The 24,037-nt window shown below is 41.1% G+C and carries 36 protein-coding genes; 1 reads left to right on the forward strand and 35 read right to left on the reverse strand.

Going from position 1 to position 24,037, the window contains the following annotated elements; genetic code table 11:
• Nucleotides 1-22 precede the first annotated feature (22 nt).
• Complete coding sequence (locus EHQ59_RS00695) at nucleotides 23-1,297, reverse strand: adenylosuccinate synthase (RefSeq protein ID WP_135617265.1); 1,275 nt, start codon at nucleotides 1,295-1,297, stop codon at nucleotides 23-25.
• A gap of 7 nt (nucleotides 1,298-1,304) precedes the next feature.
• Entirely contained in the window at nucleotides 1,305-2,330 is a 1,026-nt protein-coding gene (locus EHQ59_RS00700) for an ATP phosphoribosyltransferase regulatory subunit (protein ID WP_135617266.1), read from the reverse strand.
• Nucleotides 2,331-2,452: 122 nt separating this feature from the next.
• On the opposite strand from EHQ59_RS00700, the gene EHQ59_RS00705 reads away from it, so the two are divergent.
• Entirely contained in the window at nucleotides 2,453-4,471 is a 2,019-nt protein-coding gene (locus EHQ59_RS00705) for a 1-acyl-sn-glycerol-3-phosphate acyltransferase (protein WP_135617267.1), read from the forward strand.
• Here EHQ59_RS00705 and EHQ59_RS00710 read toward each other — a convergent pair.
• From EHQ59_RS00710 to EHQ59_RS00870, 33 genes are all read right to left on the reverse strand, one after another.
• Nucleotides 4,461-6,281, reverse strand: coding sequence for an ATP-binding protein (locus EHQ59_RS00710; RefSeq protein ID WP_135617268.1), 1,821 nt, complete (start codon nucleotides 6,279-6,281; stop codon nucleotides 4,461-4,463). The two genes, EHQ59_RS00705 and EHQ59_RS00710, sit on opposite strands and share 11 nt — an antisense overlap.
• Before the next feature lie 114 nt (nucleotides 6,282-6,395).
• Entirely contained in the window at nucleotides 6,396-6,914 is a 519-nt protein-coding gene (gene rplQ, locus EHQ59_RS00715; protein ID WP_135617269.1) for a 50S ribosomal protein L17, read from the reverse strand.
• Nucleotide 6,915: 1 nt separating this feature from the next.
• Nucleotides 6,916-7,893, reverse strand: coding sequence for a DNA-directed RNA polymerase subunit alpha (locus tag EHQ59_RS00720; protein ID WP_002974165.1), 978 nt, complete (start codon nucleotides 7,891-7,893; stop codon nucleotides 6,916-6,918).
• A 25-nt stretch (nucleotides 7,894-7,918) separates the two neighbouring features.
• Nucleotides 7,919-8,551: a 30S ribosomal protein S4 gene (rpsD, locus tag EHQ59_RS00725; RefSeq protein WP_135617270.1), complete on the reverse strand. Its 633-nt coding sequence runs from the start codon at nucleotides 8,549-8,551 to the stop codon at nucleotides 7,919-7,921.
• Between the two features lie 9 nt (nucleotides 8,552-8,560).
• Nucleotides 8,561-8,974, reverse strand: a complete 414-nt coding sequence (rpsK, locus tag EHQ59_RS00730; RefSeq protein WP_012388922.1) for a 30S ribosomal protein S11 — start codon at nucleotides 8,972-8,974, stop codon at nucleotides 8,561-8,563.
• A gap of 11 nt (nucleotides 8,975-8,985) precedes the next feature.
• Nucleotides 8,986-9,363 (reverse strand): 30S ribosomal protein S13, encoded by a 378-nt coding sequence (rpsM, locus tag EHQ59_RS00735; protein ID WP_035983662.1) that lies wholly within the window; start codon nucleotides 9,361-9,363, stop codon nucleotides 8,986-8,988.
• Between the two features lie 6 nt (nucleotides 9,364-9,369).
• Entirely contained in the window at nucleotides 9,370-9,483 is a 114-nt protein-coding gene (gene rpmJ / locus EHQ59_RS00740; protein ID WP_002974084.1) for a 50S ribosomal protein L36, read from the reverse strand.
• A gap of 9 nt (nucleotides 9,484-9,492) precedes the next feature.
• Entirely contained in the window at nucleotides 9,493-9,711 is a 219-nt protein-coding gene (gene infA / locus EHQ59_RS00745) for a translation initiation factor IF-1 (RefSeq protein WP_012476295.1), read from the reverse strand.
• 10 nt (nucleotides 9,712-9,721) lie between these two features.
• A complete protein-coding gene (locus EHQ59_RS00750; RefSeq protein WP_135617271.1) occupies nucleotides 9,722-10,285 on the reverse strand; it encodes an adenylate kinase in 564 nt (187 codons plus the stop codon).
• 3 nt (nucleotides 10,286-10,288) lie between these two features.
• Entirely contained in the window at nucleotides 10,289-11,668 is a 1,380-nt protein-coding gene (gene secY / locus EHQ59_RS00755; protein ID WP_015678147.1) for a preprotein translocase subunit SecY, read from the reverse strand.
• A 3-nt stretch (nucleotides 11,669-11,671) separates the two neighbouring features.
• Entirely contained in the window at nucleotides 11,672-12,208 is a 537-nt protein-coding gene (gene rplO / locus EHQ59_RS00760; RefSeq protein WP_135617272.1) for a 50S ribosomal protein L15, read from the reverse strand.
• A 4-nt stretch (nucleotides 12,209-12,212) separates the two neighbouring features.
• Nucleotides 12,213-12,392, reverse strand: coding sequence for a 50S ribosomal protein L30 (gene rpmD, locus EHQ59_RS00765; protein WP_002974048.1), 180 nt, complete (start codon nucleotides 12,390-12,392; stop codon nucleotides 12,213-12,215).
• A gap of 14 nt (nucleotides 12,393-12,406) precedes the next feature.
• Complete coding sequence (gene rpsE, locus EHQ59_RS00770; protein ID WP_002973816.1) at nucleotides 12,407-12,910, reverse strand: 30S ribosomal protein S5; 504 nt, start codon at nucleotides 12,908-12,910, stop codon at nucleotides 12,407-12,409.
• A gap of 3 nt (nucleotides 12,911-12,913) precedes the next feature.
• Nucleotides 12,914-13,282, reverse strand: coding sequence for a 50S ribosomal protein L18 (gene rplR / locus EHQ59_RS00775; RefSeq protein ID WP_135617273.1), 369 nt, complete (start codon nucleotides 13,280-13,282; stop codon nucleotides 12,914-12,916).
• Between the two features lie 6 nt (nucleotides 13,283-13,288).
• Entirely contained in the window at nucleotides 13,289-13,828 is a 540-nt protein-coding gene (gene rplF / locus EHQ59_RS00780; protein WP_135617274.1) for a 50S ribosomal protein L6, read from the reverse strand.
• Between the two features lie 14 nt (nucleotides 13,829-13,842).
• Complete coding sequence (gene rpsH / locus EHQ59_RS00785; RefSeq protein WP_002973604.1) at nucleotides 13,843-14,241, reverse strand: 30S ribosomal protein S8; 399 nt, start codon at nucleotides 14,239-14,241, stop codon at nucleotides 13,843-13,845.
• Nucleotides 14,242-14,258: 17 nt separating this feature from the next.
• Complete coding sequence (locus EHQ59_RS00790) at nucleotides 14,259-14,444, reverse strand: type Z 30S ribosomal protein S14 (protein WP_012476296.1); 186 nt, start codon at nucleotides 14,442-14,444, stop codon at nucleotides 14,259-14,261.
• A 10-nt stretch (nucleotides 14,445-14,454) separates the two neighbouring features.
• Nucleotides 14,455-15,006, reverse strand: a complete 552-nt coding sequence (rplE, locus tag EHQ59_RS00795; RefSeq protein ID WP_015678219.1) for a 50S ribosomal protein L5 — start codon at nucleotides 15,004-15,006, stop codon at nucleotides 14,455-14,457.
• A 2-nt stretch (nucleotides 15,007-15,008) separates the two neighbouring features.
• Nucleotides 15,009-15,392, reverse strand: a complete 384-nt coding sequence (gene rplX / locus EHQ59_RS00800) for a 50S ribosomal protein L24 (protein WP_135617275.1) — start codon at nucleotides 15,390-15,392, stop codon at nucleotides 15,009-15,011.
• 1 nt (nucleotide 15,393) lies between these two features.
• On the reverse strand, nucleotides 15,394-15,786 hold the full coding sequence (rplN, locus tag EHQ59_RS00805) for a 50S ribosomal protein L14 (protein ID WP_002974152.1): 393 nt from the start codon (nucleotides 15,784-15,786) through the stop codon (nucleotides 15,394-15,396).
• Nucleotides 15,783-16,052, reverse strand: a complete 270-nt coding sequence (gene rpsQ, locus EHQ59_RS00810; RefSeq protein WP_012388932.1) for a 30S ribosomal protein S17 — start codon at nucleotides 16,050-16,052, stop codon at nucleotides 15,783-15,785. The genes rplN and rpsQ overlap by 4 nt, the downstream gene beginning before the upstream one ends.
• A 3-nt stretch (nucleotides 16,053-16,055) precedes the next feature.
• Nucleotides 16,056-16,328: a 50S ribosomal protein L29 gene (rpmC, locus tag EHQ59_RS00815; protein ID WP_100721558.1), complete on the reverse strand. Its 273-nt coding sequence runs from the start codon at nucleotides 16,326-16,328 to the stop codon at nucleotides 16,056-16,058.
• Nucleotides 16,325-16,738 (reverse strand): 50S ribosomal protein L16, encoded by a 414-nt coding sequence (gene rplP, locus EHQ59_RS00820; protein ID WP_015678382.1) that lies wholly within the window; start codon nucleotides 16,736-16,738, stop codon nucleotides 16,325-16,327. The genes rpmC and rplP overlap by 4 nt, the downstream gene beginning before the upstream one ends.
• Nucleotides 16,739-16,760: 22 nt before the next feature.
• Nucleotides 16,761-17,438: a 30S ribosomal protein S3 gene (gene rpsC, locus EHQ59_RS00825; protein ID WP_135617276.1), complete on the reverse strand. Its 678-nt coding sequence runs from the start codon at nucleotides 17,436-17,438 to the stop codon at nucleotides 16,761-16,763.
• Nucleotides 17,439-17,441: 3 nt separating this feature from the next.
• On the reverse strand, nucleotides 17,442-17,792 hold the full coding sequence (gene rplV, locus EHQ59_RS00830; protein WP_135617277.1) for a 50S ribosomal protein L22: 351 nt from the start codon (nucleotides 17,790-17,792) through the stop codon (nucleotides 17,442-17,444).
• A gap of 8 nt (nucleotides 17,793-17,800) precedes the next feature.
• Nucleotides 17,801-18,079 (reverse strand): 30S ribosomal protein S19, encoded by a 279-nt coding sequence (rpsS, locus tag EHQ59_RS00835; RefSeq protein ID WP_135617278.1) that lies wholly within the window; start codon nucleotides 18,077-18,079, stop codon nucleotides 17,801-17,803.
• A gap of 13 nt (nucleotides 18,080-18,092) precedes the next feature.
• The gene (gene rplB, locus EHQ59_RS00840) at nucleotides 18,093-18,929 is read right to left on the reverse strand and encodes a 50S ribosomal protein L2 (RefSeq protein ID WP_135617279.1); all 837 of its coding nucleotides are present in this window, start codon (nucleotides 18,927-18,929) and stop codon (nucleotides 18,093-18,095) included.
• Between the two features lie 2 nt (nucleotides 18,930-18,931).
• Nucleotides 18,932-19,237: a 50S ribosomal protein L23 gene (locus EHQ59_RS00845; RefSeq protein WP_002973792.1), complete on the reverse strand. Its 306-nt coding sequence runs from the start codon at nucleotides 19,235-19,237 to the stop codon at nucleotides 18,932-18,934.
• A 4-nt stretch (nucleotides 19,238-19,241) separates the two neighbouring features.
• A complete protein-coding gene (rplD, locus tag EHQ59_RS00850; RefSeq protein ID WP_100727889.1) occupies nucleotides 19,242-19,877 on the reverse strand; it encodes a 50S ribosomal protein L4 in 636 nt (211 codons plus the stop codon).
• 11 nt (nucleotides 19,878-19,888) lie between these two features.
• Nucleotides 19,889-20,512 (reverse strand): 50S ribosomal protein L3, encoded by a 624-nt coding sequence (rplC, locus tag EHQ59_RS00855; protein WP_135617280.1) that lies wholly within the window; start codon nucleotides 20,510-20,512, stop codon nucleotides 19,889-19,891.
• Nucleotides 20,513-20,523: 11 nt separating this feature from the next.
• A complete protein-coding gene (gene rpsJ, locus EHQ59_RS00860; RefSeq protein WP_002974412.1) occupies nucleotides 20,524-20,832 on the reverse strand; it encodes a 30S ribosomal protein S10 in 309 nt (102 codons plus the stop codon).
• A gap of 5 nt (nucleotides 20,833-20,837) precedes the next feature.
• A complete protein-coding gene (gene tuf / locus EHQ59_RS00865; RefSeq protein WP_108958618.1) occupies nucleotides 20,838-22,043 on the reverse strand; it encodes an elongation factor Tu in 1,206 nt (401 codons plus the stop codon).
• A 49-nt stretch (nucleotides 22,044-22,092) separates the two neighbouring features.
• Nucleotides 22,093-24,003, reverse strand: coding sequence for an elongation factor G-like protein (locus EHQ59_RS00870; protein WP_135617281.1), 1,911 nt, complete (start codon nucleotides 24,001-24,003; stop codon nucleotides 22,093-22,095).
• Between the last annotated feature and the right edge of the window lie 34 nt (nucleotides 24,004-24,037).

Here is a 24,037-nt window from a genome sequence, read left to right on the forward strand (position 1 = left end):
GATCAAGAGCTCCTGTTTTTTTTTAATCCATGATGATCGTGTGGTCACGATCAGGTCCTGTCGAAACAATTCCAATTTTAGTTTTTACTAACTCTTGTAAAGACTTGATGTAAGCCTGACAAAGAGGTGGAAGTTTCGCAAACGAGTTGATACCAGAAATATCATCTTTCCATCCCTTATACTCAGCAAACAACGGTTTGACGTCTTCCAATCCTTGGGATGGAAAAAAATCTAGTTTTTTACCTTTGTATTCATAACCAACAACCACAGGAATTGATTCATAATGACTCAGAACATCAATTTTAGTAAGAACAAGGGAATTGATCCCATTCACAGTGACAGCATGTTTGATCATTTGAACATCAAACCAACCACAACGTCTCGGTCTACCAGTCGTGGATCCGTATTCACCACCTAACTTACGCAACACGTCACCAGCTTCTCCCAAAATCTCGGAAGGAAATGGACCTTCCCCCACTCTCGTGGCATATGCTTTTGTGATTCCAATGACATCTTTTAAATAACGAAAACTCACTCCAGAACCAGCAAGAGCTCCACCCGTTGTTGGATTAGAACTTGTGACATAGGGATAGGTTCCAAAATCAATATCAAGCCCTGTCCCTTGTGCCCCTTCGAGTAAAACTCGTTTTCCTTTTTCTAATTCAGAATTGAGGTAATATACAGTATTGATGATATTTTTACCCATTTTGTCTGCAAAATCCAAAAGGAAGTCATACATTTCATTTGGGTTCACAGGTTCTAAATCATAATATTTTACAAGTTCTTGGTTTTTCACTTCTAAGATATGGTTTAGTTTTCGTTTTAAATTCTCTTTATCGAGAAGGTCACCCGCACGTACACCATTGCGGAGCATTTTGTCCGCATAACACATCCCAATCCCTTTTTTTGTGGTACCAATTTTTCTTTCAGGAGAAGAACCAGCTTCTCTTGCTTCATCGATCAATCGATGGTAAGGAAGAAGGATATGACAGGAATCACTGATGAGAACTTTGTCCTTCACTTTGAAACCATGTGCTTCTAAATCAGAACATTCTTTTAAAAAATATTCAGGATCGAGAACAACACCATTTCCAATCACACAAGTTGTATTGTCATAAATGATACCAGAGGGAACTAAGTGAAAAATATATTTTTTCCCACCAACCACAACAGTGTGGCCCGCATTGGCTCCACCTTGGTAACGGACAATGATATCAGTATCTTTTGAAAGGTAATCAATTACTTTTGCTTTTCCTTCATCACCCCATTGGGCTCCAACGACTAAATTTGCAGGCATAAATCCCTCATTTTTCCTTATTTAACAAAACTTCAATTGAATCCAGATGCAGAGCTAAACCACACGCATCTTTTTGGATTCCTGTAAAACTTCCATACAATTCATTATATACACCACCAGCAAATACTGGTTCTGGATCTTGTTCTACATACCCTTGAAACATAAAACCAGTGTAATACGATAAATCTCGCACAAGAGATGGATCCCATATACAAGAAATTTCCTTCATCTTTTCGTTCCAAACTTGAAAAAAAGACGTAATGGATTTTAAATCCTCTCTAATAATTTGCAATTCTTCTTTCGTGAATACGTTTTCCAATTGGGTTATAAACTTACCAATCTCATTCGCAGGAATTGGTTTTAACAAAAGATGTATAATCTGCATATGAGAGTCCGAGGTATTCTCACGTGCAGCCAAAGAGATTAATTCCGGAATATTTTTTGTGTATAAAAACTGTCGTAAAACCTTTGTTTGTTCTTCGTTCCAACCTAAAATCTCTACGAGATGGCGAAAAAAAGAAGAATGCCCAAATACAATCGTAAAGGATTTATTCGGTATTGATTGATTCCAAAGTTTTTGTAAGATTTGGATTTGGGAAATGACGTGATTTGTATCACTTTTTCCTAAACTTTCGATTCCGATTTGTAAAATCTCACGACGAGATGCATTGCGTTTTTTGTGATCTCTTATTTTTTTAGCGAAGTAATAAACATTTTGGTTTTCTTCCCAATGGGATCTTGCTGCCATCCCTTTCACAACTTGTAACGTTAAGTCTACACCAGGAGAAAGTTCATTTCCATCCCAGTCCTTTGCCACAAGCAAACTCTCAACACCTTCATGCAATTGGGAACGAAAGGAATTCGAATAATCGAAACTAGGGAGTGTGATTTCAGAATAACCTTCTCTTTCAAAAAGTTCTGAAAATGATTGTAGTAAAATTCGCCGGTTTTTACTTTCTTCTGGTCCTAAAAAATGAAATCCATCGGGAATCCATTTCTGTTCCGAGGAAATTGATTTGTTTTTTTGATTCATACCGGGATCTCGATCACCCAAGAAGTCAGGTTAGAGAAATCCTGGATTTACGCAATCAAATGTAAAAATCGAATAGACAAATCGATACTTTTCAGTACTCTGATGTCGGTTTAGAGGCATACATGACAGAAAAAGAAGCCACTTTGGGACGTTGGCACAAAGAATTTTTTGAGAACATTCACCTATTTGTAAAATCCGGCTTATCCGAAGCGGAAGCAAAGTCCATTTTAGAAGAATTTTTAGTCCTATCGCAAGCCACTCCCAAACCCAAGGTGATGGAAATCTTCCAAGAACCAGAACGTTTAGAAGAAATCGGTGTCTACACTGACATTCGTCCCGAACCACGCGATTTTATGCTCAAATTCCTCGATCCGATCATGAAAAAGTTCAAGGTCGAAGGAACAGAAAATCTAAAACTTTTGGATGGAATCATCGGCAAATACCCTGTCACCCTCATTTCCAACCACCTAAGCCATCTGGATGCCCCAGCCATTTTCACTCTGCTTTACAACTCAGGCCCCGAAGGACGTAAAATTGCAGAGTCTCTTGTGTTCATTGCAGGCCGCCTCGCCTTTGAGCCAGACTTCACCCGCCTTGGACTCTATATGTTTGGAACCTTACTGGTTTGTTCCAAGAAAGACATGGCAGACAACCCGTCTCTATCCGATGTGATGACCAAGATTAATATGCGAGCCTTCCGTAATTCCCAGAAATTACAATCGGATGGGAAAGTGATATCCATTTTCCCCGAAGGGACTCGTTCTCGGGACGGAAGGCTTATGCCATTTGTGGACACAGTGTACCATTATGTGGCAAACAAAGTCATTTTACCAATTTCCCTAGAAGGAACAGAAAAAATCCTCCCAATCGAAGGCCTTCTATTCAACCAAGCCGTTGGTAAACTGGTCATTGGAAAACCAGTTCTTGTGGGCGAGCTCACCAAACGAGAGATGGAAAGTTTTCCATCCCATATTGAACAAATTTCCTTCCCTGGCACCGGTGACAAAAAACAATTCATCATCGATAACCTTGCCCTACTTGTGGGTAGCAACTTAAACAAACACAAACATGGAACCTACCGCAATTTGTATCGGGGAGATGTTCGCGAAACAAACCAACTCATTTCTCTTCCGAAAAAACCGGAAGAACATGTGGTCATCATTGGTTCCTCCAATATGTCTGTTGCCTTCGCTTGTATCCTTGCCAACAAAAATGTTAAGGTAACCATTTATCATCCCGATTCTGAAATGGTCGCAAGGAGTAATGAAGAAAGACGAGATATCATCCACTATCCGATTTACAAACTCCCACCAAACATCGAATTTTCGGACAAACCAGAAGTTTTAGAATCAGCAACTTTATTTGTCCAAGGAACAAACCCTTGGGAATTTGATGCCGTATATTCCAAAATCAGAACCTATTTACAAAAAAACAAATCACCGATGGTGAATGTGATCAAAGGATTTACTGGATCCAAAAAAGGACTGATCCTCGAAGACCTAAACGAACTTCTCCTCATTGAAAGAGAACGTTTGGCTGTGGTTTCAGGTGCTTGTTACCCAGACCAAATCATGGAACGTAAAATTTCTGGATTTGAAATTTCCGCCTTCGAAGATTCCCTCATCCCAAAACTAAAGGAACTTCTCACAAATAATTATGTATTCACAAGAACTGCCATCAATTCTCGGGATACAAAAGGGGTGCAACTTGGTGGTGCCTTAAAAACCATTTATGCTCTCGCAATGGGACTTGTAGAAGGATATTTCAAACGTGAGTTAGGTGGAAATGTGGACAATACCCTCTTCCATTTAAGTAATCGTTTTTTCAATGAAATGGTATCCATCGGTGTTTTGTTGGGAGGAGATCCGACCACTTTTAATGGACTTTCAGGGATGACTGATTTTATGTTGGCATGTTTTGGTTCCGATACAAGAGATCGTAAGTATGGATATGACCTTGCTTATGGAACAAGACCAGAAAAGATCACCAATGGTTTTTACGGATTAAAAGTGTTACCAAACCTCATCCAACTGGATGAAAAACGTCATCCAATTGTAGCTTCTGCTTACAAAACAGTCATCCAAAACGAAGACTTTGATGTAGTCGCAGAAGAATTACAAAAACAATTGGCTAGAGTTTAGGAATCGAAACAATAAAGACTGTTTGGCCAGGTTCGGAAAAAAAGCGAATTTGGCCTTTGTGTCTTTCTTCGACGGATTGTTTTACGATCCCAAGTCCAAGCCCGGTCCCTTCCCCTTTTTCCTTTGTCGAATAAAATGGCTCGAAAATACGTTTTTGGATTGCGGGAGGAATTCCTGGCCCATTGTCTTTGATGGATACTTCCACATCGGTACTCGTTTCTTCCACTTGGATCGTCAATTTCCCTTTGAATTGCATGGCTTGTAAGGAATTGTAAATCAAATTGGTCCAAATTTGAATGAGTTCATCTGGATATCCTGGGATTTCAGGATTGGCGTTGTACAATCGAATGCACTCAATTCCTGATTTCATTTTGTTTTGATAAAGTGTCAGAACCGTTTCAATGGTTTCAATGATATTGGTTTGGATTTTAGTAGAACCTCGGTCCATCCTTCCATAATTTTTCAAATTATAGACAATTTTGGAAGTTCGTTCCACTGCCAATCGAATCGATTCAATACTTCGTAAGGCATTCAGTTCATTTAAGATGATACTGAGTATGGGGGTGTTTTTTAGTTTTTCCACAAAGGATGTATTTTCTAAGATATAATCGGAGATTCCTAAATCTACAATTCGATCCGCAAGATCATAAGCTAATTCAATGTTAGCGGAAGAGAAAAGGGATTCTAAGTTCTTTTTAATTTTCCTTGTTTCGGAAAAACTATACGTTTTTGGTTTTACTTGGAATAATTCCGAAATCCATCGGATGATTTCTGTAGCTTCCTCATCCGAGTATTTTCCCATACAAGTTCTGATTTCAAGTAATCTGGATCCAAAATCACTCAACCTATTTTGCAATTGTTCACTAAATGCAGAAATTGCCGCCAAAGGGTTGTTAATTTCATGAGCAACACTTGCTACAAGTTGGCCAAGAGTCGCCATTTTTTCCGATAATATCAATTGGTCTTGGGTCTTTTGTAAATCTTCCAAAATTCGATTGAGTTCTTTTGTCCTTTCCTTAACTGCAAATTCCAGAGCTTCTTTGTTTTGTTTGGCTTCCGTGATATCGATCAAAATCGCAAGTAAAGTGATTCGACCATCATGTTTGAGTAGAGTATTGCCAGAAACGACATGTCGAATCTCCCCAGACTTCATACGGACACTCGCTTCCATACCCGTACTCCAACCTTTCTTTTGAACTTCTGCCATCAGTCTTGCTCGATCTACTTTTGTAATCCAAATATTCAAATCATGAGAAGTGTGACCGATGATTTCTTCCCGACTATAACCAATTAGGCGGCAATATGCTTCATTGACATCATCATACCTTCCTGTTTCAGCATTGGATAAACTAACTGCCGCAGGATTTAAACGAAAGACACTCTCAAATAATTCCTTACTGATTTTTAATTCTTTTTGAAGGGCGTTAGCGAGTTTTTCTTTTTCTTTTAAAGCAGTGATATTTTGCCCCGCACTCAGGAGGTATTTGCCATTTTCCACGATTTTTCCGCTGAATAAAATGGTCACAGTCTCTCCCGTTTTTGTGATGAGAGGCACTTCAAAATTCAAAACAAATCCCTCTGATTTTAATTTGGAAAGGATGACATCCCGATCGGAAAGATTGGAATAAATCCCTAAATCAATCGTCGATTTTCCAATCACCTCTTCCCTTTTCCGTCCGAGCCAATTACAATATACTTCGTTTGCTTCAACATAAAGTCCAGTTTGCAAATCGGTTATGGCCATGCCGATTGGACTTTCGGCAAAACTGGTAAACCATATACGATCTGTGATTGATAGGGCGGAATCCATAGTTTTCGGAGCTTAAAAGGTAGCGGAATAAGAAAGTCTGGCAATAAAAAAACCTACTTAAGAGAGTTCTCAAGTAGGTTTTTCACCAAGGAATCCGTGTTAGCGGATTAGAATCTATTTAGAAGCAGCTACTTTTTCTTTTTTTGCTTTCTTCGGTTTTTCTTCTTTTTTGGCAGGTTTTTTCTCTTCGCGTTTTGCTTTCGTTTCCGCTTTGAGTTCGTCTTGTGTTTTTCTATCCACAAGCTCTAAAATTCCCATCGCCGTGTTATCAGAAGGGCGATTCACAAGACGAATGATTCTTGTATATCCACCAACTCTTTCAGCATAACGATTTGCCAAATCCTTCAAAAGTTTGTTCACGATTTCTTGGTCACCAAGGTGGCTATAAAGATATCGTGTGTTGTGAAGAATCGCTGCATTTTTCTTTTGTTCATCTAAATTTGCAAGGTTTGCATCTAGATTTTTTTTCGCTCTACTGATAATTCGTTCTGCATAAGAACGAGCCACTTTCAGCTTCGCAACAGAAGATTCAATTCTTTCGTGGCGAAGTAGAGAGATAACCATATTTTGGATCATAGCTTTTCTATGATCAGCGGATCTGTTGAGTTGTTTAACTTTATTTCGTTTGTTCATCTTAAAAATCTCTCATACCGAAAGAAAGTCCCATAGAAGAAAGTTTTGCTTTCAATTCTTGTAAACTTTGTTCGCTGAAATGTTTTGATTTAGTCATCTCATCTTCTGATCTCTTAACGAGTTCACCAATGAAGTCAATTTCCAAACTGCGAAGAACGTTAGTCGAACGAACAGAAAGTTCTAATTCTTCTACGTGTTTCGATAAAGCTGCTTTGAGTTTTTCATCGGCTTCATCTAGTTCTTCTTCTTCCTCTTCAATTTCTTCTTCAAAATTGATGAAAACAGTGAGGTGGTCTTTTAAAATTTTTGCTGCTTGTGCAACTGCATCTTCAGGAGATACAGATCCATCAGTCCAAACTTCCATAGTCAATTTTTCGTAATCAGAACGTTGCGCTACACGAGTTTCTGATACTTCAAACAATACTTTTTGGATGGGAGAAAAGATAGAATCGATTGGGATCGTTCCGAGTACTTCGATGTCTTTCTTTTTGTCTTCCGCAGGAACGTAACCACGTCCTCTTTGGATTTCCAAATCCATAATCAAATTGGCATCCTCATTGAGAGTGGCAATATGAAGATCTGGATTCATGATTTCAATGGAAGAATCTACCGCAAGGTCAGCGGCACGAAAGTATCCTGCCCCTTTGAGTTCTAGGTGGATTACTTTGCTTGCTTCTTTGTCTTCCGGCTCGTATTTGATTCGAACTTGTTTTAAGTTGAGAATGATACGAGTGACATCTTCAGCAACACCTTCGATGTAAGAGAATTCATGAGAAACTCCCTCAATGCGAATGGCAGAAATTGCCGCACCTTCAATCGAAGACATAAGCGTTCGACGAAGCGAGTTACCGATCGTTGTACCAATTCCTCTTTCGAAAGGTTCTGCAACAAACTTACCGTAGTTTGGTGTATTCACATCGGTAGTGAATTCGATTTTTTTGGGTCTTTTAAAACCTTTTAATAAATTCTTTGGAGACAATGTCGTATCCTTCTTCTCTAAATTCTTACTTCGAGTACAACTCTACGATTACCTGTTCTTTCACAGGGATATCAATATGCTCTCTTGTTGGAAGTGAAGTCACTTCGCCAGAAAACTTGGAATAATCCACACTCACCCAAGAAGCAGTTCTGTTGATTGCTTGGGCTAGTTTGATATTTTCTTCGATGAAAGGCGATTTTTGAAATTTTTCACGGATTTCAATTTTATCACCAACATTCACTCGGTAAGAACAAATGTCCACACGGTGACCATTCACAAGAATGTGTCTGTGTGCTACAAAGTTACGAGCTTGTCTTCTGGTGACAGCAAAACCCATACGATAAAGAACGTTATCCAATCTTCTTTCGAGGAATTGGAGTAAGTTCTCACCAGGAATCCCTGGAGTGTGAGCTGCTTCTTCAAAGTATCTACGGAATTGTTTTTCTAACACACCATAAGCGCGTTTTACTTTTTGTTTTTCACGAAGCTGAGCCCCGTATTCCGTAATTTTCCCTTTTTTCTTAGGAGGAAGACCTGGTGGATACTTTCTCTTTTCAAGGGAAGATTTTTCTTTATGTAATGTATGACTATTTTTGAGAAAGAGGTTAAGCCCCTCTCTTCTCATCAATTTAACAACTGGACCTCGGTAACGTGCCATATCTAATTCCTACACCCTTCTTCTTTTGCGTGGTCGGCACCCATTGTGCGGGAGCGGAGTTACGTCTTTAATGAGTTTGATTGATAGACCTTTTGTGGTCAAAGAGCGAATGGCAGACTCACGTCCAATTCCAGGACCTGAAACCATTACATCGACTTCCGATAATCCAGCAGCTTCAATTGCTTTGTCTGCTGCATTGGTTGCTGCTACTTGTGCAGCATAAGGAGTGGATTTTTTGGATCCACGAAATCCCATCATCCCGGAAGAAGACCAAGAAAGAACGTTTCCAGCCATATCGGTAATCGATACGATTGTATTGTTAAACGAAGCTTGGATATAAACCTTACCCCGTGGAACGTTCTTTTTCTCTTTTTTCTTAACCTTTTTGGTATCTTTTTTATTCTTTGCGTCTTTTTCAGCCATGGACCTGTCCTCTACTTAGTAGCCTTTTTCTTATTCGCTACAGTCTTCTTGACTCCCTTACGGGTTCTAGCGTTGGTTCTTGTTCTTTGTCCGTTGACTGGAAGTCCACGTCTATGACGGAAACCTCTGTAACAACCCACATCCATCAATCGTTTGATGTTGAGGTTGACTTCGGAACGAAGATCCCCTTCTACCTGGTATGATTCTTCAATGACTCGTCGGATCGCGGCTTCTTGTTCGTCCGAGAGGTCCTTCACCCTGATAGATTCGTCAATTCCTGCTTTTTTCAGGATATTTTGAGAGGATGTCTTACCAATACCAAATACGTATGTAAGACCGATCACTATTCTTTTGTTTGATGGTAAATCAACACCCGCGATACGTGCCATATCTTCCTATCTTTGCCTTTGTTTGTGTTTTGGGTTCGTGCAAATCACTCGGATTACACCTTTTCTGCGAATGACTTTGCATTCTGGACAGATTTTTTTGACTGATGCTCTAACTTTCATTATAGTTTCCTATTTCTTTCTGTAAGTGATACGGCCCTTGGTTAAGTCATAAGGAGAAAGTTCCACAGTGACTTTATCTCCAGGTAGAATACGAATGTAGTGCATACGCATTTTTCCTGAAATGTGCGCTAAAACCTTATGTCCATTCTCTAGTTCCACGCGGAACATCGCATTTGGTAACGGTTCTAAAACGGTTCCGTCAATTGTGATTGCTTCTTCCTTAGCCAGGGTCTATCTCCTACTGGATTGATTTTAAAATAGTGTTAGTGATTTCTTCCATACTTCCCAACCCATTGATTTGCCGAAGGATCCCTGTGCCTTTATAAAAGTCAATTAGGGGCAACGTCTTGGTGTTGTAAGTATGCAGACGGTTTTTGATGGTCTCTTCGTTGTCATCCGAGCGTCCTTCTTTGATCGCTCTACCTAGCAAACGTTTGACGAGTTCTTCATCAGGAACGTCTAGGTTGACAACGGAGTCGAGCTCCATGTGAAGCTCTTTGAGGATTTCCGCGAGAGCCTTTGCTTGCTCCACCGTCCTTGGAAATCCATCCAATATGAATCCATTTGCACAATCAGCTTCGACCAAACGGTCGCGAATTATGCCTATAACGACAGCATCTGGAACAAGGTCTCCAGCGTCCATAAATTTTTTTGCTTCAATCCCCATAGCAGTGCCATTTTTTACTGCGGCACGGAGGATATCGCCTGTGGAAATCTGAGGGATCTTGTATTTCTCTTTGATGATGTCAGCTTGTGTTCCCTTACCAGCACCTGGAGGGCCCATAAATATGAGTCTCTTCATTCGTTACACTCTTCCCTTGATTTTAGTCTTTTTCATGAAACCTTCGTAGTTTCTCATGAGGAGTTGGGCTTCGATTTGCTTTAACGTTTCGAGTGCCACACCCACCATAATGAGAAGAGAAGTTCCTCCGAATGTATACACTAAAGTTCCACCACCGGTATTCGAACCGAGGTTTAAGAATTTAATGATGAGATACGGAGCAAGAGCAAGACCAGCAAGGAAAAGAGCACCTGGTAAGGTGATTCGATTCAAAATTTTCTCAATCATTTCCTTGGTTTGGCTACCCGGACGAACACCTGGGATAAACCCACCGTATTTTTTTAGGTTATCAGCGAGTTCTTGTGGGTTGAACTGAATCGCTGTATAAAAATATGCAAAGAAGATAATGAGAGAAGTATAAATCACATAGTAAAATAGAGCATGGTACCAGATTTGTGAGAATGGGTTAAAATAATCCATAATCACAGCCCAACCAGCCCACTGTCCCCCTTTGGAAGACAGCCACTGCACAATCGTTTGTGGAAACAGAATGAGTGAGGATGCAAAGATAATTGGCATTACGTTTGCACTGTTTACTTTGAAAGGAATGGATTGGCTACGAGCCTGCACCATCTTTCTTCCCACCATTTGTTTTCCATAATTCAGTGGAACTCGGCGAACCCCTTGGGTTAATATCACCGTTAGAGAAATGAGAACGATAAAAATAATGATAAGAATCAGGATACTGAGAGCATCAGAAGTATCAGAAGTAAACATCGCAATGAGTGCTTCTGGCATACGACCAATGATACCAGCAAAGATAATGAGAGAGATTCCGTTTCCAATCCCACGCTCAGTGATTTGTTCCCCGAGCCAAATGAGAAGCACAGTTCCCGTAGTGATGGATAACATCGCAATCGGTAAAAAGTAACCTTCGACAGATGGGTTAATGAGACCAGGGTATTTCGCTTGCGCTGTTCCCGATCCAGTAGACCAAGAATTCGCAAGTTGGATCACAGCAAGAGATTGAATCGCACAAAGGATGAGAGTTCCGTACTTAGTGTACTGTTGGATTTTCTTTCTACCCTCTTCCCCTTCTTTTTGCATTTTTTGCAAACTAGGAATGAGAACCATCACAAGTTGCATAATGATCGAAGAAGAGATATAAGGCATAATCCCAAGTGCAAAAATAGAAAATTTGAGAAGAGCACCACCAGCAAACAAATCTACCATTCCAAGGAAACCTTCACTTGGATCGGCAGTAATGCCCGTCACAATCAAACTGTTGATACCTGGAATGGTCACGTGAGTTCCCATTCTGAAAAGTAACAACATACCGATCGTAAATAGGATTTTAGATCTTAATTCCGGGATTCGAAAGATGTTAGCGATGGTTTGAAACATGGGTTATTTTGTTTTTTTCTCTTCTTTTTTCTTTTCTCTGATAATGACTTTTCCACCTGCTTTTTCAATTTTCTCTTTTGCAGAGGCAGAAAAAGCATCTACCGTAATGGTGATGGCAGCAGTCACTTCTCCAGTTCCGAGTAATTTGATCGGTCCAACTTCTGACTTAATCAAAGACTTTGCTTTGAGAATTGCAGGAGTCACTTCTCCCGAAAGACCAGCTTTCGTAAGAGAAATCAAATTCACTGGTTGAAATTCCACAGAGAAGATATTCGTAAAACCACGTTTTGGTAAACGTCTGTGGAGAGGGAGCTGTCCACCCTCGAATCCACGTCTCATAGACGCTGCACGAGCTCTTTGTCCTTTGGAACCACGAGTGGAAGTTTTTCCCATTCCCGATCCAGGACCTTGACCCACTCGTTTCGGAGAGGTTTTTGCGCCTTCCGGAACGGGAACCAAGTTTTTGTTTCCGAGAGAAGTGGATTTTTTTGGACGTTTTGCGCCAAACCCACGACCTTGTTCGATTCTTTCTTGTGCCATAAAATTATACCTTTTCCACTTTCAACAAGTAACCTACTTGTCGTAACATCCCTTTCAATTGGGGAGTCATTTTGTGTTTTTTGGATTGACCTTTCTTTTTAAGGCCGAGAGCAATCAGAGTTTTTTTATGCATTGGGATGATACCAATGGAACTTCTTTCTTGCGTTACGATCACTTCTTCCATAGTCAGATTCCTTCTTATAGATCTTGCCCAAACAAGTGTTTGAGGCTAACACCACGTCGTTTCACCGCCATAGACGGAGTTTCCAACTGTTGTAATGCATCCATAGTCGCCTTTACAATGTTCATCGGGTTTGAAGATCCCCAAGACTTTGTTAGAACATCTTGGATCCCAGCTCTTTCCAATACGGAACGAACAGAAGCTCCAGCGATGATCCCCGTTCCTGGTGAAGCTGGTTTCAAAATCACACGTGCTGATTTGAATTGTCCAACTACATCGTGAGGAACAGTGTGACCGATATAATGAATGGATTTTAAATTCTTTTTTGCCGATTCAATGGACTTTCGGATGGCATCTGGAACTTCATTTGCTTTTCCAAAACCAATTCCTACTTTTCCTTTGGAGTCACCTACAACGGATAAAGCGTTGAAAGAGAAACGACGTCCCCCTTTCACAACTTTGGCAACGCGGTCGATTTTAACGACCTTCTCAGTAAATTCTTTTGTTTCTTCTTCTAACATCATTTAGAACTCCAATCCACCTTCACGGGCAGAATCAGCAAACGCAGCGATTCTTCCATGGTAAACCATTCCAGAACGGTCTAAAACCACTTGGGAAACACCTGCTTTCTTCGCTTTTTCAGCGACTACTTTACCGAGTTCGGTTGCAGCCGATTTACTCTTCTTAGAATTTTCATGTTTCGGAAAATCTTTCTCAAGAGTGGTTGCGTAAACAAGAGTTACACCTTTTGCGTCATCAATGATTTGTGCAGTGAGATAACGGTTTGTTTTGTTAAACACTAACCGAGGTCTCTCTGACGTTTGGCGGAGTTTGTATCTTACCCTCTCCGCTCTTCTCAATCTTTTTGTATTTTTAGCTGTCTTGTTGATCATGACGTTCTACTTCTTACCGGTTTTTCCGGCCTTTCTACGGATGTATTCGTTCTGATATTTGATCCCTTTCCCTTTGTAAGGCTCAGGTGGTCTTTTGGAACGAATGTCAGCCGCAACTTGTCCAACCAGTTGTCGGTCAATGCCCGATACTTTGATTTTGAGCTGATCTGCGACTTCGATTTTGATGCCATTTGGCTCAGGGAAAACCACTTCGTGAGAATAACCAAGTGCCATCACAAGATCCTTACCACGTTTTTGTGCACGGTAACCGACCCCAGTGATTTCTAGGTTTTTTTCCCAACCAGTTGAGACACCCTTTACACAGTTCATCGCAAGAGAACGCACGAGACCGTGGAGAGCCACTGTCTTTTGGTCTTCACTTTTTCTTGTGAACACCAATTCGCCGTTTTCAACGTTTGCTCCGACACCTTCGTAAAGTGGAGTTTTTAATTCCCCTAACGGCCCTTTAATTGTAAGGGCTTCTGCATCTGCTTTAACTTCTACCTTTGCAGGCAATTTGATGATACTTTTTCCGACTCGAGACATGGTGTTATCGTTCTCTAGAATACCTTACAGAGAACTTCCCCTCCTACTCTGAGTTTACGAGCGCGTTTTCCCGTCATCACACCTTTCGAAGTCGAAAGGATGAGTGTTCCGATGTTATTTCGGAATGGACGGATTTCACCAGATTGGATATAAACCCGGCGTCCAGGTGTGGAAACACGTTCGATCATACGGATCACAGGTTTTTTCTCTGTGTCGTATTTCAATTTTACTTGGAAGTCATCAAAACTTCCATTTTTTACAGTTTGAACATCATCTACAAAACCTTCTTCTTTGAGAAGATCTAGGATGGACTTTTTGATTTTGCTACCAGGAATCACACAAAGCTCATGTTTAGCTTGTTGTGCGTTTCTAATTCTTGTTAGCATATCTGCGATTGGATCTGAAAGACTCATATCTTACCTTAACCTAATTACCAGGAGGACTTTTTCACACCGGGGATCTGAGCCTTGCTAGCAAGGTCCCGGAAGCAAAGACGACACATATCAAAGCGGCGCAAATAAGCGCGTGATCGACCACAAAGAGGGCAACGATTGTACTCTCTCACTTTGAATTTTTGCTCTTTGGCGTGGCGTTCCATCATTGATTTTTTCGCCATGAATAATCTCCTACTTACCTGCCGTTCGGTAAGGCATACCGAAGGCTTGGAATAATTCGAACGCTTCTTTGTCCACTTCCGTGTTCGTTACGAAAGTGATATTGATTCCATAAATCGTATTGATTTTATCAAATTGGATTTCTGGGAAAATGATCTGTTCTCTAACAGAAAGGTTATAATTCCCTCTGCCATCAAATCCCTTCGGGCTAACACCACGAAAGTCACGAACCCTTGGAAGGGCTACGTTGATGAAACGATCAAGGAACTCATACATATGATGTCCACGTAGAGTCACTTTGCAACCGAGCACCATTCCTTCTCTCACTTTGAAACCAGCGATGGATTTTTTAGCGAAAGTTTTCACAGGTCTTTGACCAGTGATCTGGCCAATTTCCACAAGACATGCTTCCATTGCCTTAGGGTTTGTGTGAGCTTCACCCATCCCTACGTTGATTACGATTTTTTCTAATTTAGGAACTCGCATTACACTTTGAAAGCCGAGTGACTTTTGGAGTGTAGGACGAATTTCCTTTTCGTATTTTGATTTAAGCCTAGGTACCATATCTATACTTCTTTCCCTTCAGGTCGAGTCACTCGTACGGATTTACCATCCTTCTTGGCAATGCCCAAGCGTACAGCCTTAATTTTCTTCTTTGGCTTCGCTTTGTTCTCTGCTTTTGCGTCGTGAAACATCACATTGGAAATATGGATTGGGAATTCGATCTCAATCGCACCACCACCAGGGTTTTCTTGGGTTGGGCGAACGAATCTTTTTCTTTTGTTCACACCTTCGATGTAAACACGGTCTTTGCGTTTATCAACAGCAAGAACCTTCCCTTTTTTTCCTTTTTCTTTTCCAGAAATCACAAGAACTTCGTCGTCCTTTTTGATTTTTGTTTTTTTGAATTTAGTAGGCTCGGAACCTCTATATGCTAACTTAGTCGCCATTTTAGAGAACCTCCGGAGCTAGAGATATAATTTTCATGTATTTTTTATCACGAAGTTCGCGAGCAACAGGTCCGAAGATCCTTGTTCCTTTTGGATTCCCTTTATCATCGATAATGGCAACCGCATTGTCATCGAAACGAATGTAGGTTCCGTCTGGACGACGAACTTCTTTTTTCGTTCTTACGACAACGGCTCTTTGAACCGCTTTGTTATGCACTTTTTTTCCTTGCCCGTCACGAAGTCCGTATGCAGGTTGTGCTTCTTTCACAGCGACGATGATTTCGTCACCAAGCGTTGCGTAGCGTTTTTTGGAACCGCCAAGCACTTTAACGCACATGACTTTTTTCACACCCGAGTTATCGGCTACTTGTAAAATAGTTTCTTGTTGGATCATACTAATTTCGCCTTCTCAATTACCTTTACAAGTTTATGGTGTTTCTGTTTAGAAAGTGGTCTTGTTTCCACAGCGATGACTCGATCACCAACTTGACACTCGTTCTTCTCATCGTGAATTTTCACACGAGAAGTTCTGGTCATAATTTTCTTAAACCGTGGGTGCACTTTTCTAGTGATGATTTCGATCACTACAGTTTTATCCATAGCATCACTCACAACTACACCTTGAATGGTTAAAGATTTTTTAGAGTTTTTATCTTCCATAACCTACTTCTTCTTACCTTTGCTCGTTTTAGCGACTTTTGGTGCTGAACCAGCTTTCGGTGCGATTTGTTTGAGTTTACCCTTTGCAGCTAATTCCTTCTCACGAAGGACAGTTAACGCTTGGGCAATTCTCTTCTTATGATTGCGGATTACTTTTGGGTTCTCAAGAGATCTTGTAACACCAAATTGGAATCTTGCTTTTCTTACTTCTTCGGAAGAGGAAAGAATTTCTTTCTTCAAATCTTCTGGAGAAAGTGATTTGAAATCGTCTTTCATAGAACGTTCCTCTTTACAAATGAAGTTTCAACTGGCAGTTTAAAAGCTGCTAGGTGGAGTGCTTTTCTTGCTGTATCTTCATCAACACCAGCCATTTCAAAAAGAACTCGTCCTGGTCGGATTTCAGCAATCCAGAACTCAGGGTTACCTTTACCTTTACCCATACGAGTTTCGGCAGGTTTTTTAGTGATTGGTAAATGAGGGAAGATCCTGATCCATAATTTCCCACCTCGTTTGACTTGGCGGTTGATAGTGATCCTTGCTGCCTCAATTTGTCGCGCAGTGATACGACCGGAAGAGATGGCTTTTAAACCAAACTCACCGAACGCAACGTAAGAACCTCTTTCGTCCTTACCTTTTAAGCGCCCTCTTTGGCGTTTTCTAAATTTTACTCGTTTAGGTGCTAACATGATGGTTTCTCTTTAGTACTTCTTAACTCGTTCTACGTTTTACAGCGTATTTATCTTCATCGGATTCTTCCTTAGTTGGGAAGTAATCACCTGTATAAGTCCATACTTTCACACCGATTTGTCCGAAAGTCGTGAGAGCTTCTTTGAACCCAAAGTCAATTTTGGCACGAAGAGTATGAAGAGGAACTCGTCCTTCCATATACTTTTCAGTTCTTGCCATGTCCGCCCCGTTGAGACGTCCAGAGATTTGGATTTTCACGCCTTCTACTCCACCGCGCATCGCACGACGAAGTTCTGCTTTCATCACACGACGGAAAGGCATCCTTTGTTCGATTTGAAGAGCAACCGTTTCAGCAATCGCTTGTGCGATGATTTCTGGTTTTTTCACTTCGATAATGTTCATCCCGATCGGTTTATCAGCGTATTTTTTAAGCTCTTGTTTTACCGCTTCGATGTTTTGGCCTTTTTGACCAATCACCATACCTGGTTTAGAAGTATGGAGATTCACGTTGATTTTTTCAGGGAATCTTTCGATTACGATTTTCACAACGGATGCATTTTTGAATTTCTTCTGAAGGAATCTACGGATCTTGATATCTTCGTGAAGATTTTTGATGTAATCTTGTTTGGAAAACCAAATCGAATCCCAGTTACGTGTGATTCCGATTCGTAGTCCGATTGGATTTACTTTCTGACCCATAAATTAGCTAACCTTCTTTTCGATTTCAGATACAACAACTGTGATGTGGCTAAGGCGTTTACGGATCCGAGAAGCACGACCGCGTGCTCTAGGACGAAAACGTTTCATGATAGGCCCGTCATCTACATAGATTTTTTTAACATAAAGTGCGCTAGGATCCAAACTTTCGTTCATCTGAATGGCATTTGCCACTGCAGAGTTGAGAAGGTTAATGATCATTGAACTTGCTGATTTGTTTGTAAATCGCAAGATATCAATTGCTTCTTTGTAATCGTATCCACGAACTTCATCGGCAACCAGGCGAGCTTTTCTGGCAGAAATTCGAAGGTGTTTTCCTACTGCTTTTGCTTCCATCTCTCTACCTATTTCTTCGCTACTTTTTTGTCTCCACCGTGACCCCGAAAGGTTCTAGTGGGAGCAAATTCACCGAGTTTGTGACCGATCATGTTTTCGTTTACATAAACAGGAACAAACGCTTTGCCATTATGAATCATGACTGTATGACCAATCATATCTGGATAAATGGTACTTCTTCTGGACCAAGACTTGAAGGGAGTTTTTTTCCCTTCAGAGTTAAGGCTCGTAATTTTTTTCATGAGGTGGTCGTCGATGAACGGACCTTTTTTTAAGCTTCTAGCCATGACTATCTAGATCCTACCTATTCCTGTTTTTCTTACGTCTTTGGACAATAAAACGATCAGACGGTCTTGTCTTACGTGTTTTAAATCCTTTCGTAGGTTTACCCCAAGGAGTCACTGGGTGACGACCTCCGGAAGTTCTACCTTCACCACCACCGAGTGGGTGGTCCACAGGGTTCATAACGACCCCTCTTACCTTCGGTCTTTTTCCTAACCAACGGTTACGACCGGCTTTTCCTATAATCACTAAGTTGTGGTCTTTGTTGGAAAGTTCTCCAACAGTCGCCAAACACTCTTTACGCACTTTTCGGATTTCCGAAGAAGGCAATTTGAGTGAAACATAGTCACCGTCTTTTGCAGAGATTACAGCAAAGGATCCAGCTGTTCTTGCAATCTGACCACCTTTTCCAATATGGAGTTCGATGTTGTGAACGTTTGTTCCAGCAGGGATTTTATCCAAAGGAAGTGTATTCCCTAGTTTGATCTCTGCGTTTGGACCAGACTCAATTTTATCTCCCACTTTAAGACCGTTAGGAGCTAAAATGTATCTGTATTCTCCATCTGCATAACAGATCAGAGCAATAAAAGCAGAACGGTTTGGATCGTATTCGATTGTTTTTACAGTCGCAGGGATTCCAAATTTATTACGTTTAAAATCGATGATACGAAACTTTCTTTTGTTACGTCCACCTTTGCGTCTAACAGCGATACGTCCCTTATTATCACGACCAGCTTTGTAAGAAATATTGGCTGTGAGAGGTTTGTAAGGAACCACTTCTGTGATTTCTTTGAAATCTAAGACCGAATAATACCGGCTAGACTGTGTTGTGGGTTTAAGTTTTCTAATTCCCATAATTAAACCTTAGCAAAATCCAAATTTGCTCCGTCAGCGAAAGTCACTACAGCTTTTTTGTAGTGAGGTCTTGGGGACGGCATGTTTCTAAAACGTTTCATCTTTCCACGGTAAACGGCTACGTTTACAGCAGTCGGAACGACGTTATACATTTGTTTCAGGGCTTGTTTGATCAAAGTTTTGTTCGCATCCGGGTGGACTTTGAACGTATACTTGACAGTTCTTTTTCCCATACGTTCTCCAATTGTTTGCAGGTCTTGCGACTTTTCTGTAACAACTGGTGATAAGATTACATTCTCTAGGTTCACTGTCTTATCCTTTCTTAGAATACTGAGCCTGAAGCTCTTTTAAAGCGCTTTCAGAGATTACTAAATTGTTATTATAGAGGATGTCTCGGCAAACGACACGTTTGCTGTTCACATATTTGAGGTTCTCTATATTGCGAGTGGATCTTTTTAGGAATTGGTTTTCACCAGCTACTACAAATCCCACGTTACCCTTCTCTGCAATGTCCATATTCTTCAAAATGTTGTAGATGGACTTTGTGGAGTAAGAAGAAGGTTCTACGTCTTCTATGATCGCGATTCTATTTTCTTCAGCCTTTTTGTTAAGGATGGAGAGAACAGCTTTCTTCTTAACGCTGCGTGACAAGTTAGAGGAATAATCTCTTGGTTTTGGTCCATGAATGATACCACCACCAACGAAATGTGGAGCTCTGATGGATCCTTGTCTTGCACGACCAGTTCCTTTTTGAGCCCAAGGTTTGATTCCCCCACCGCGAACTTCGGAACGATCTTTAGTAGAATGTGTTCCTTGTCTGTTGTTCGCATTTTCAGCTTTAACCGCATCATAGATGGCTCCAAGCGAAATGCCGGTAGCAAATAATTCTGCCGGAAGTTCAACTTCGCTTACGAATACGCCTTCTTTATTGTATTTACGCGCTTTCATGTTCTACCTATCTATCCGATTTTTTCTATCGTAACGATACCACGTTCCCTTCCTGGAACCGGACCGGATACAAATACTAAGTTAGCATCTGCATCAATTTTTACTACTTTCAGGTTTCGAACAGTTGTCTGCTCAGAACCCATTCTTCCACCCATCTTCAAACCCTTGAACACACGTCCAGGAGTTGTGTTCGATCCAATCGAACCAGGGTGTCTTTGGAAACGAGAACCGTGCCCAGCAGGACCACCAGCAAAACCATGGCGTTTTACAACACCTTGTGTTCCCTTCCCTTTAGAAGTTCCGGTCACTTTTACTGTATCATTCAATGCAAAAACATCTGCGAGTTTCACTTCTGAACCCACTGCCACTTCTTCAAAACCTTTGAACTCAACCAAAGTTTTTTTAGGAGATGCGATATTCGCTTTTTTGATATGTCCAACTTCGGCCTTTGTTAAGTGTTTTTCTTTGGCATCACCAAATGCTAATTGAACAGCTTCGTAGCCATCATTCGCAGCAGTTTTTACCTGGGACACAAAACAAGGACCCACGCGTAAAACAGTAACAGTTACCATCTTACCGTCGTTATTGAATATGTGGGCCATGCCCAATTTTTCGCCGATTAAACCTTTAGCCATGGATCCTATCCTTAGGATTTAATATCTACGGAAACTCCAGCAGGGAGTTGAAGCTTCATCAGGGCTTCTACCGTATCTTCATTCGTATTTAAAATATCGATGAGTCTCTTATGAGTTCTCATTTCAAATTGTTCTCTAGCTTTTTTATTCACGTGCGGAGAACGTAATACCGTGTAGATTTCTTTTTTCGTTGGAAGTGGGATAGGACCGGAGACAGTAGCTCCAGTCCTTTTCGCAGTTGCAACGATCTCAAAGGTTGATTGGTCAATCAACCGATGATCGAAAGCTTTTAACTTAACGCGAATTCTTTGTCCAGCCATTGCGATTACTCAACGATCTCCGCAACAACACCAGAACCAATCGTTCTTCCACCCTCACGGATAGCGAACTTCAAACCTTGGTCCATAGCAATTGGGTGGATAAGTTCGATTGACATCGTAACGTTATCACCTGGCATAACCATCTCCATTCCACCAGGAAGGTTACAAACACCAGTAATGTCTGTAGTTCTGAAGTAGAATTGTGGGCGATAGTTATTAAAGAATGGAGTGTGACGTCCACCTTCATCTTTTGTAAGGACGTAAACTTCTGCTTTAAATTTTCTGTGTGGAGTAATTGTACCCGGTTTCGCGAGAACTTGACCTCTTTCGATGTCTTCTTTTTTCGTTCCGCGAAGAAGAGCACCAATGTTGTCCCCTGCTTCTGCTTGGTCGAGTAGTTTACGGAACATCTCAATACCAGTAACAACTGATTTAGATGTATCACGAATACCAACGATCTCGATCTCATCGTTGATCTTAAGAACTCCTTGCTCAACACGACCTGTTGCAACAGTTCCACGACCAGTGATAGAGAATACGTCCTCTACTGGCATTAGGAAAGGTTTATCAACAACACGTGTAGGGTTTGGAACGTAAGTATCAACTGCTTCCATAAGTTTCAAAATGGATTTCATACCTAGGTCAGAATCTTCACCTTCTAGTGCTTTTAATGCAGATCCGGAAATGAAAGGTGTTTTATCACCAGGGAAGTTGTATTTGTTAAGAAGGTCTTTGATTTCCTCTTTAACCATCTCAATCATGTCTTCTCTTTCATCAGCAGCTAACATGTCTGCTTTGTTGAGATAAACAACGATGTAAGGAACACCAACTTGGCGAGCAAGAAGGATGTGTTCTTTGGTTTGAGGCATAGCACCGTCAGTTGCAGAAACTACAAGAATCGCAGCATCCATCTGAGCAGCACCAGTAATCATGTTTTTAACATAGTCCGCGTGACCTGGACAATCTACGTGTGCATAGTGACGGTTAGGAGTTTCATATTCCTGGTGAGACGTTGCAATAGTAATCCCACGAGCCTTTTCTTCTGGCGCGTTGTCGATTTGGTCGTAAGCAATCGCTTTGTTTTTTCCACCAACTAACTTCGCAAGCGTTGTTGTGATTGCTGCTGTTAGCGTAGTTTTACCGTGGTCAACGTGACCAATTGTTCCGATGTTTAAGTGTGGTTTTGAACGGTCAAATTTTTCTTTAGCCATTGTTAGAATCTACTCCTCAATCGTGGTGCAAGACCCGATATTCGGTTCTTTACTCCTTTAGAACTGCATAAAATTCAGAGGTAAAAGCAGTCCTTTCCCAAGAAATGCCAATCCCTTTGGTCATGTTTCTAAGAGCCCCTGAAAAGCCAAGCAGGTTTTCTGCCGATGCATTGGCTTTTAAGTGACTCTTCCCTGCCACAGCCTCAAAGATGGACACCACCTTTGCGTTCCTGCGACTTAGATCAGAAAGAACTACACCCAAATGGTTTGCGTCTACCATCACTTCGATCTCAGTGAGGGGACCAACCAAATATGTGTTTGACGGAAAACATTCCTTCACTCCTGCAAGTATCGCTACTTTGAGTAAGGTGAGAGTGGTTTGTAAATCACCAGGAGGCATCTCATAGGAGAGGACTCTTAGTTTTAGACCACAAACTTCCTCACCGTAAAACCCGTGTAAGCAGGCTTCCAAAAAGGACGTTTCTATCGAATGTTTTACTTCTTCCGGAAGACTTACCTCGAAGGCAATATGCTTCGAAAAATCGGCAGTATCTTCCAGGACTGCGATGAGCGCGCCGCTTGACTTTTGGTCTTCAAAGGCACGATGCTCTAGGGCAACCTTATGAGACATTTTTTTAAAAAGCTCTAATTTGGCAATGTTTATCGAACTAAAGTTCAGTTTTTTTTCCGTTTTTTCGGAAATTCGCCGGATCCCAATTTCTAAATGGAGTTCCCCTCGCCCAAATAGGACAATTTGTCCTGTTTCCTCACGGAGTTCCAGTTGGTATCCAGGGTCTTCCCAAACGAGTTCCTGTAAGCGACATAACCAAAATTCTTTCTCGGAACTGACGTCTGGCTCTAAGACCACAGAAAAGGGACTGAGTGACCCTTCACTTACTTTGAGCTCTGATCCGTGTGGCATAAGTCCCAATTTCTGCACTGGTTTTCCTGGTTCCATTTCCAGGATTTCGTTAGTAAGTAAATAACCTAACTTTCCTTTGGTGAGATTCCCTTGAGGTTCCCAAGTTTCGGGGTCAACATAAGAAAGACCTTCCTCCCCAACTTTTGCCAACAAAGGATCCCCTTCGGTGATGATTTGGAATGCCTCATTGGTGGTCATAGACGCAGTAGGATACACCACCGCATAACGACCCTTTTCCGGATCAGTTCGCCTGGAAAGCACGAGAAATGGGGAAAGGGAGGAAGTCTTGATTTCCTTAGGATTTGTCCATAAAACCAAATCTAATAACTCTTTTACCCCTACTCCCGTTTTGGCAGATCCGCCATACACGGGATACAGTTTGCCTTCTCCTGTCCCCTTCTGTAAGGCTTGTTCCGATAGGTTCGAAGATTCCGTTTCTTCCTTCCAATACTGTAAGAGAGATTCTTCATCAAAGGAAAGAATTTCTTCTTTGGTTGTTTTAGAAAATCTCTCTTCGTTTTCTAAGTAATATTCCCAATCTCCAGTCTTCCCTTTTTGGAACAAGGAAACGGGTGGGACTTGTAAAATCTCTTCCAAGGAAACAAGAGTGTCTAAGTATTCTTCTTCAAACCTGTCTAGTTTATTGATAAAAAATACAATGGGAACATTTGCCTTTCGTAATTCTTCAATCACTAACCTTGCTTGCGATTGCACAACGGTCCCTGCTTCCAAAATCACAATCGCTGTTTCCATAGCAGGCAGTAAATCAGTGACTTGGTTTCGAAAATCAATATGACCTGGAGTGTCGATCAGTTGGATTTCAAAGGATCCAAACTGAGTCTTCCAAGGAACTGCGTGGAAGGTTGTTCGAATGGAGATCCCTCGTTCAATTTCTTCTTGGAGTTGGTCCGACTCGGTGTTTCCATCTTCAATGGTTCCAATCGCCGAAATTTTTCCTGCTTCGAATAAGATTCGTTCGGTGAGGGTAGTTTTCCCAGAATCGATATGAGCAAAAATGCCAACTGTGCGGTAAATCATGGTTTATGGGATGAGTGTAAAAATAAAAAAGCCA

Origin of the sequence: Leptospira kemamanensis, from assembly GCF_004769665.1 — a bacterium.
Taxonomy (GTDB): domain Bacteria; phylum Spirochaetota; class Leptospiria; order Leptospirales; family Leptospiraceae; genus Leptospira_A; species Leptospira_A kemamanensis.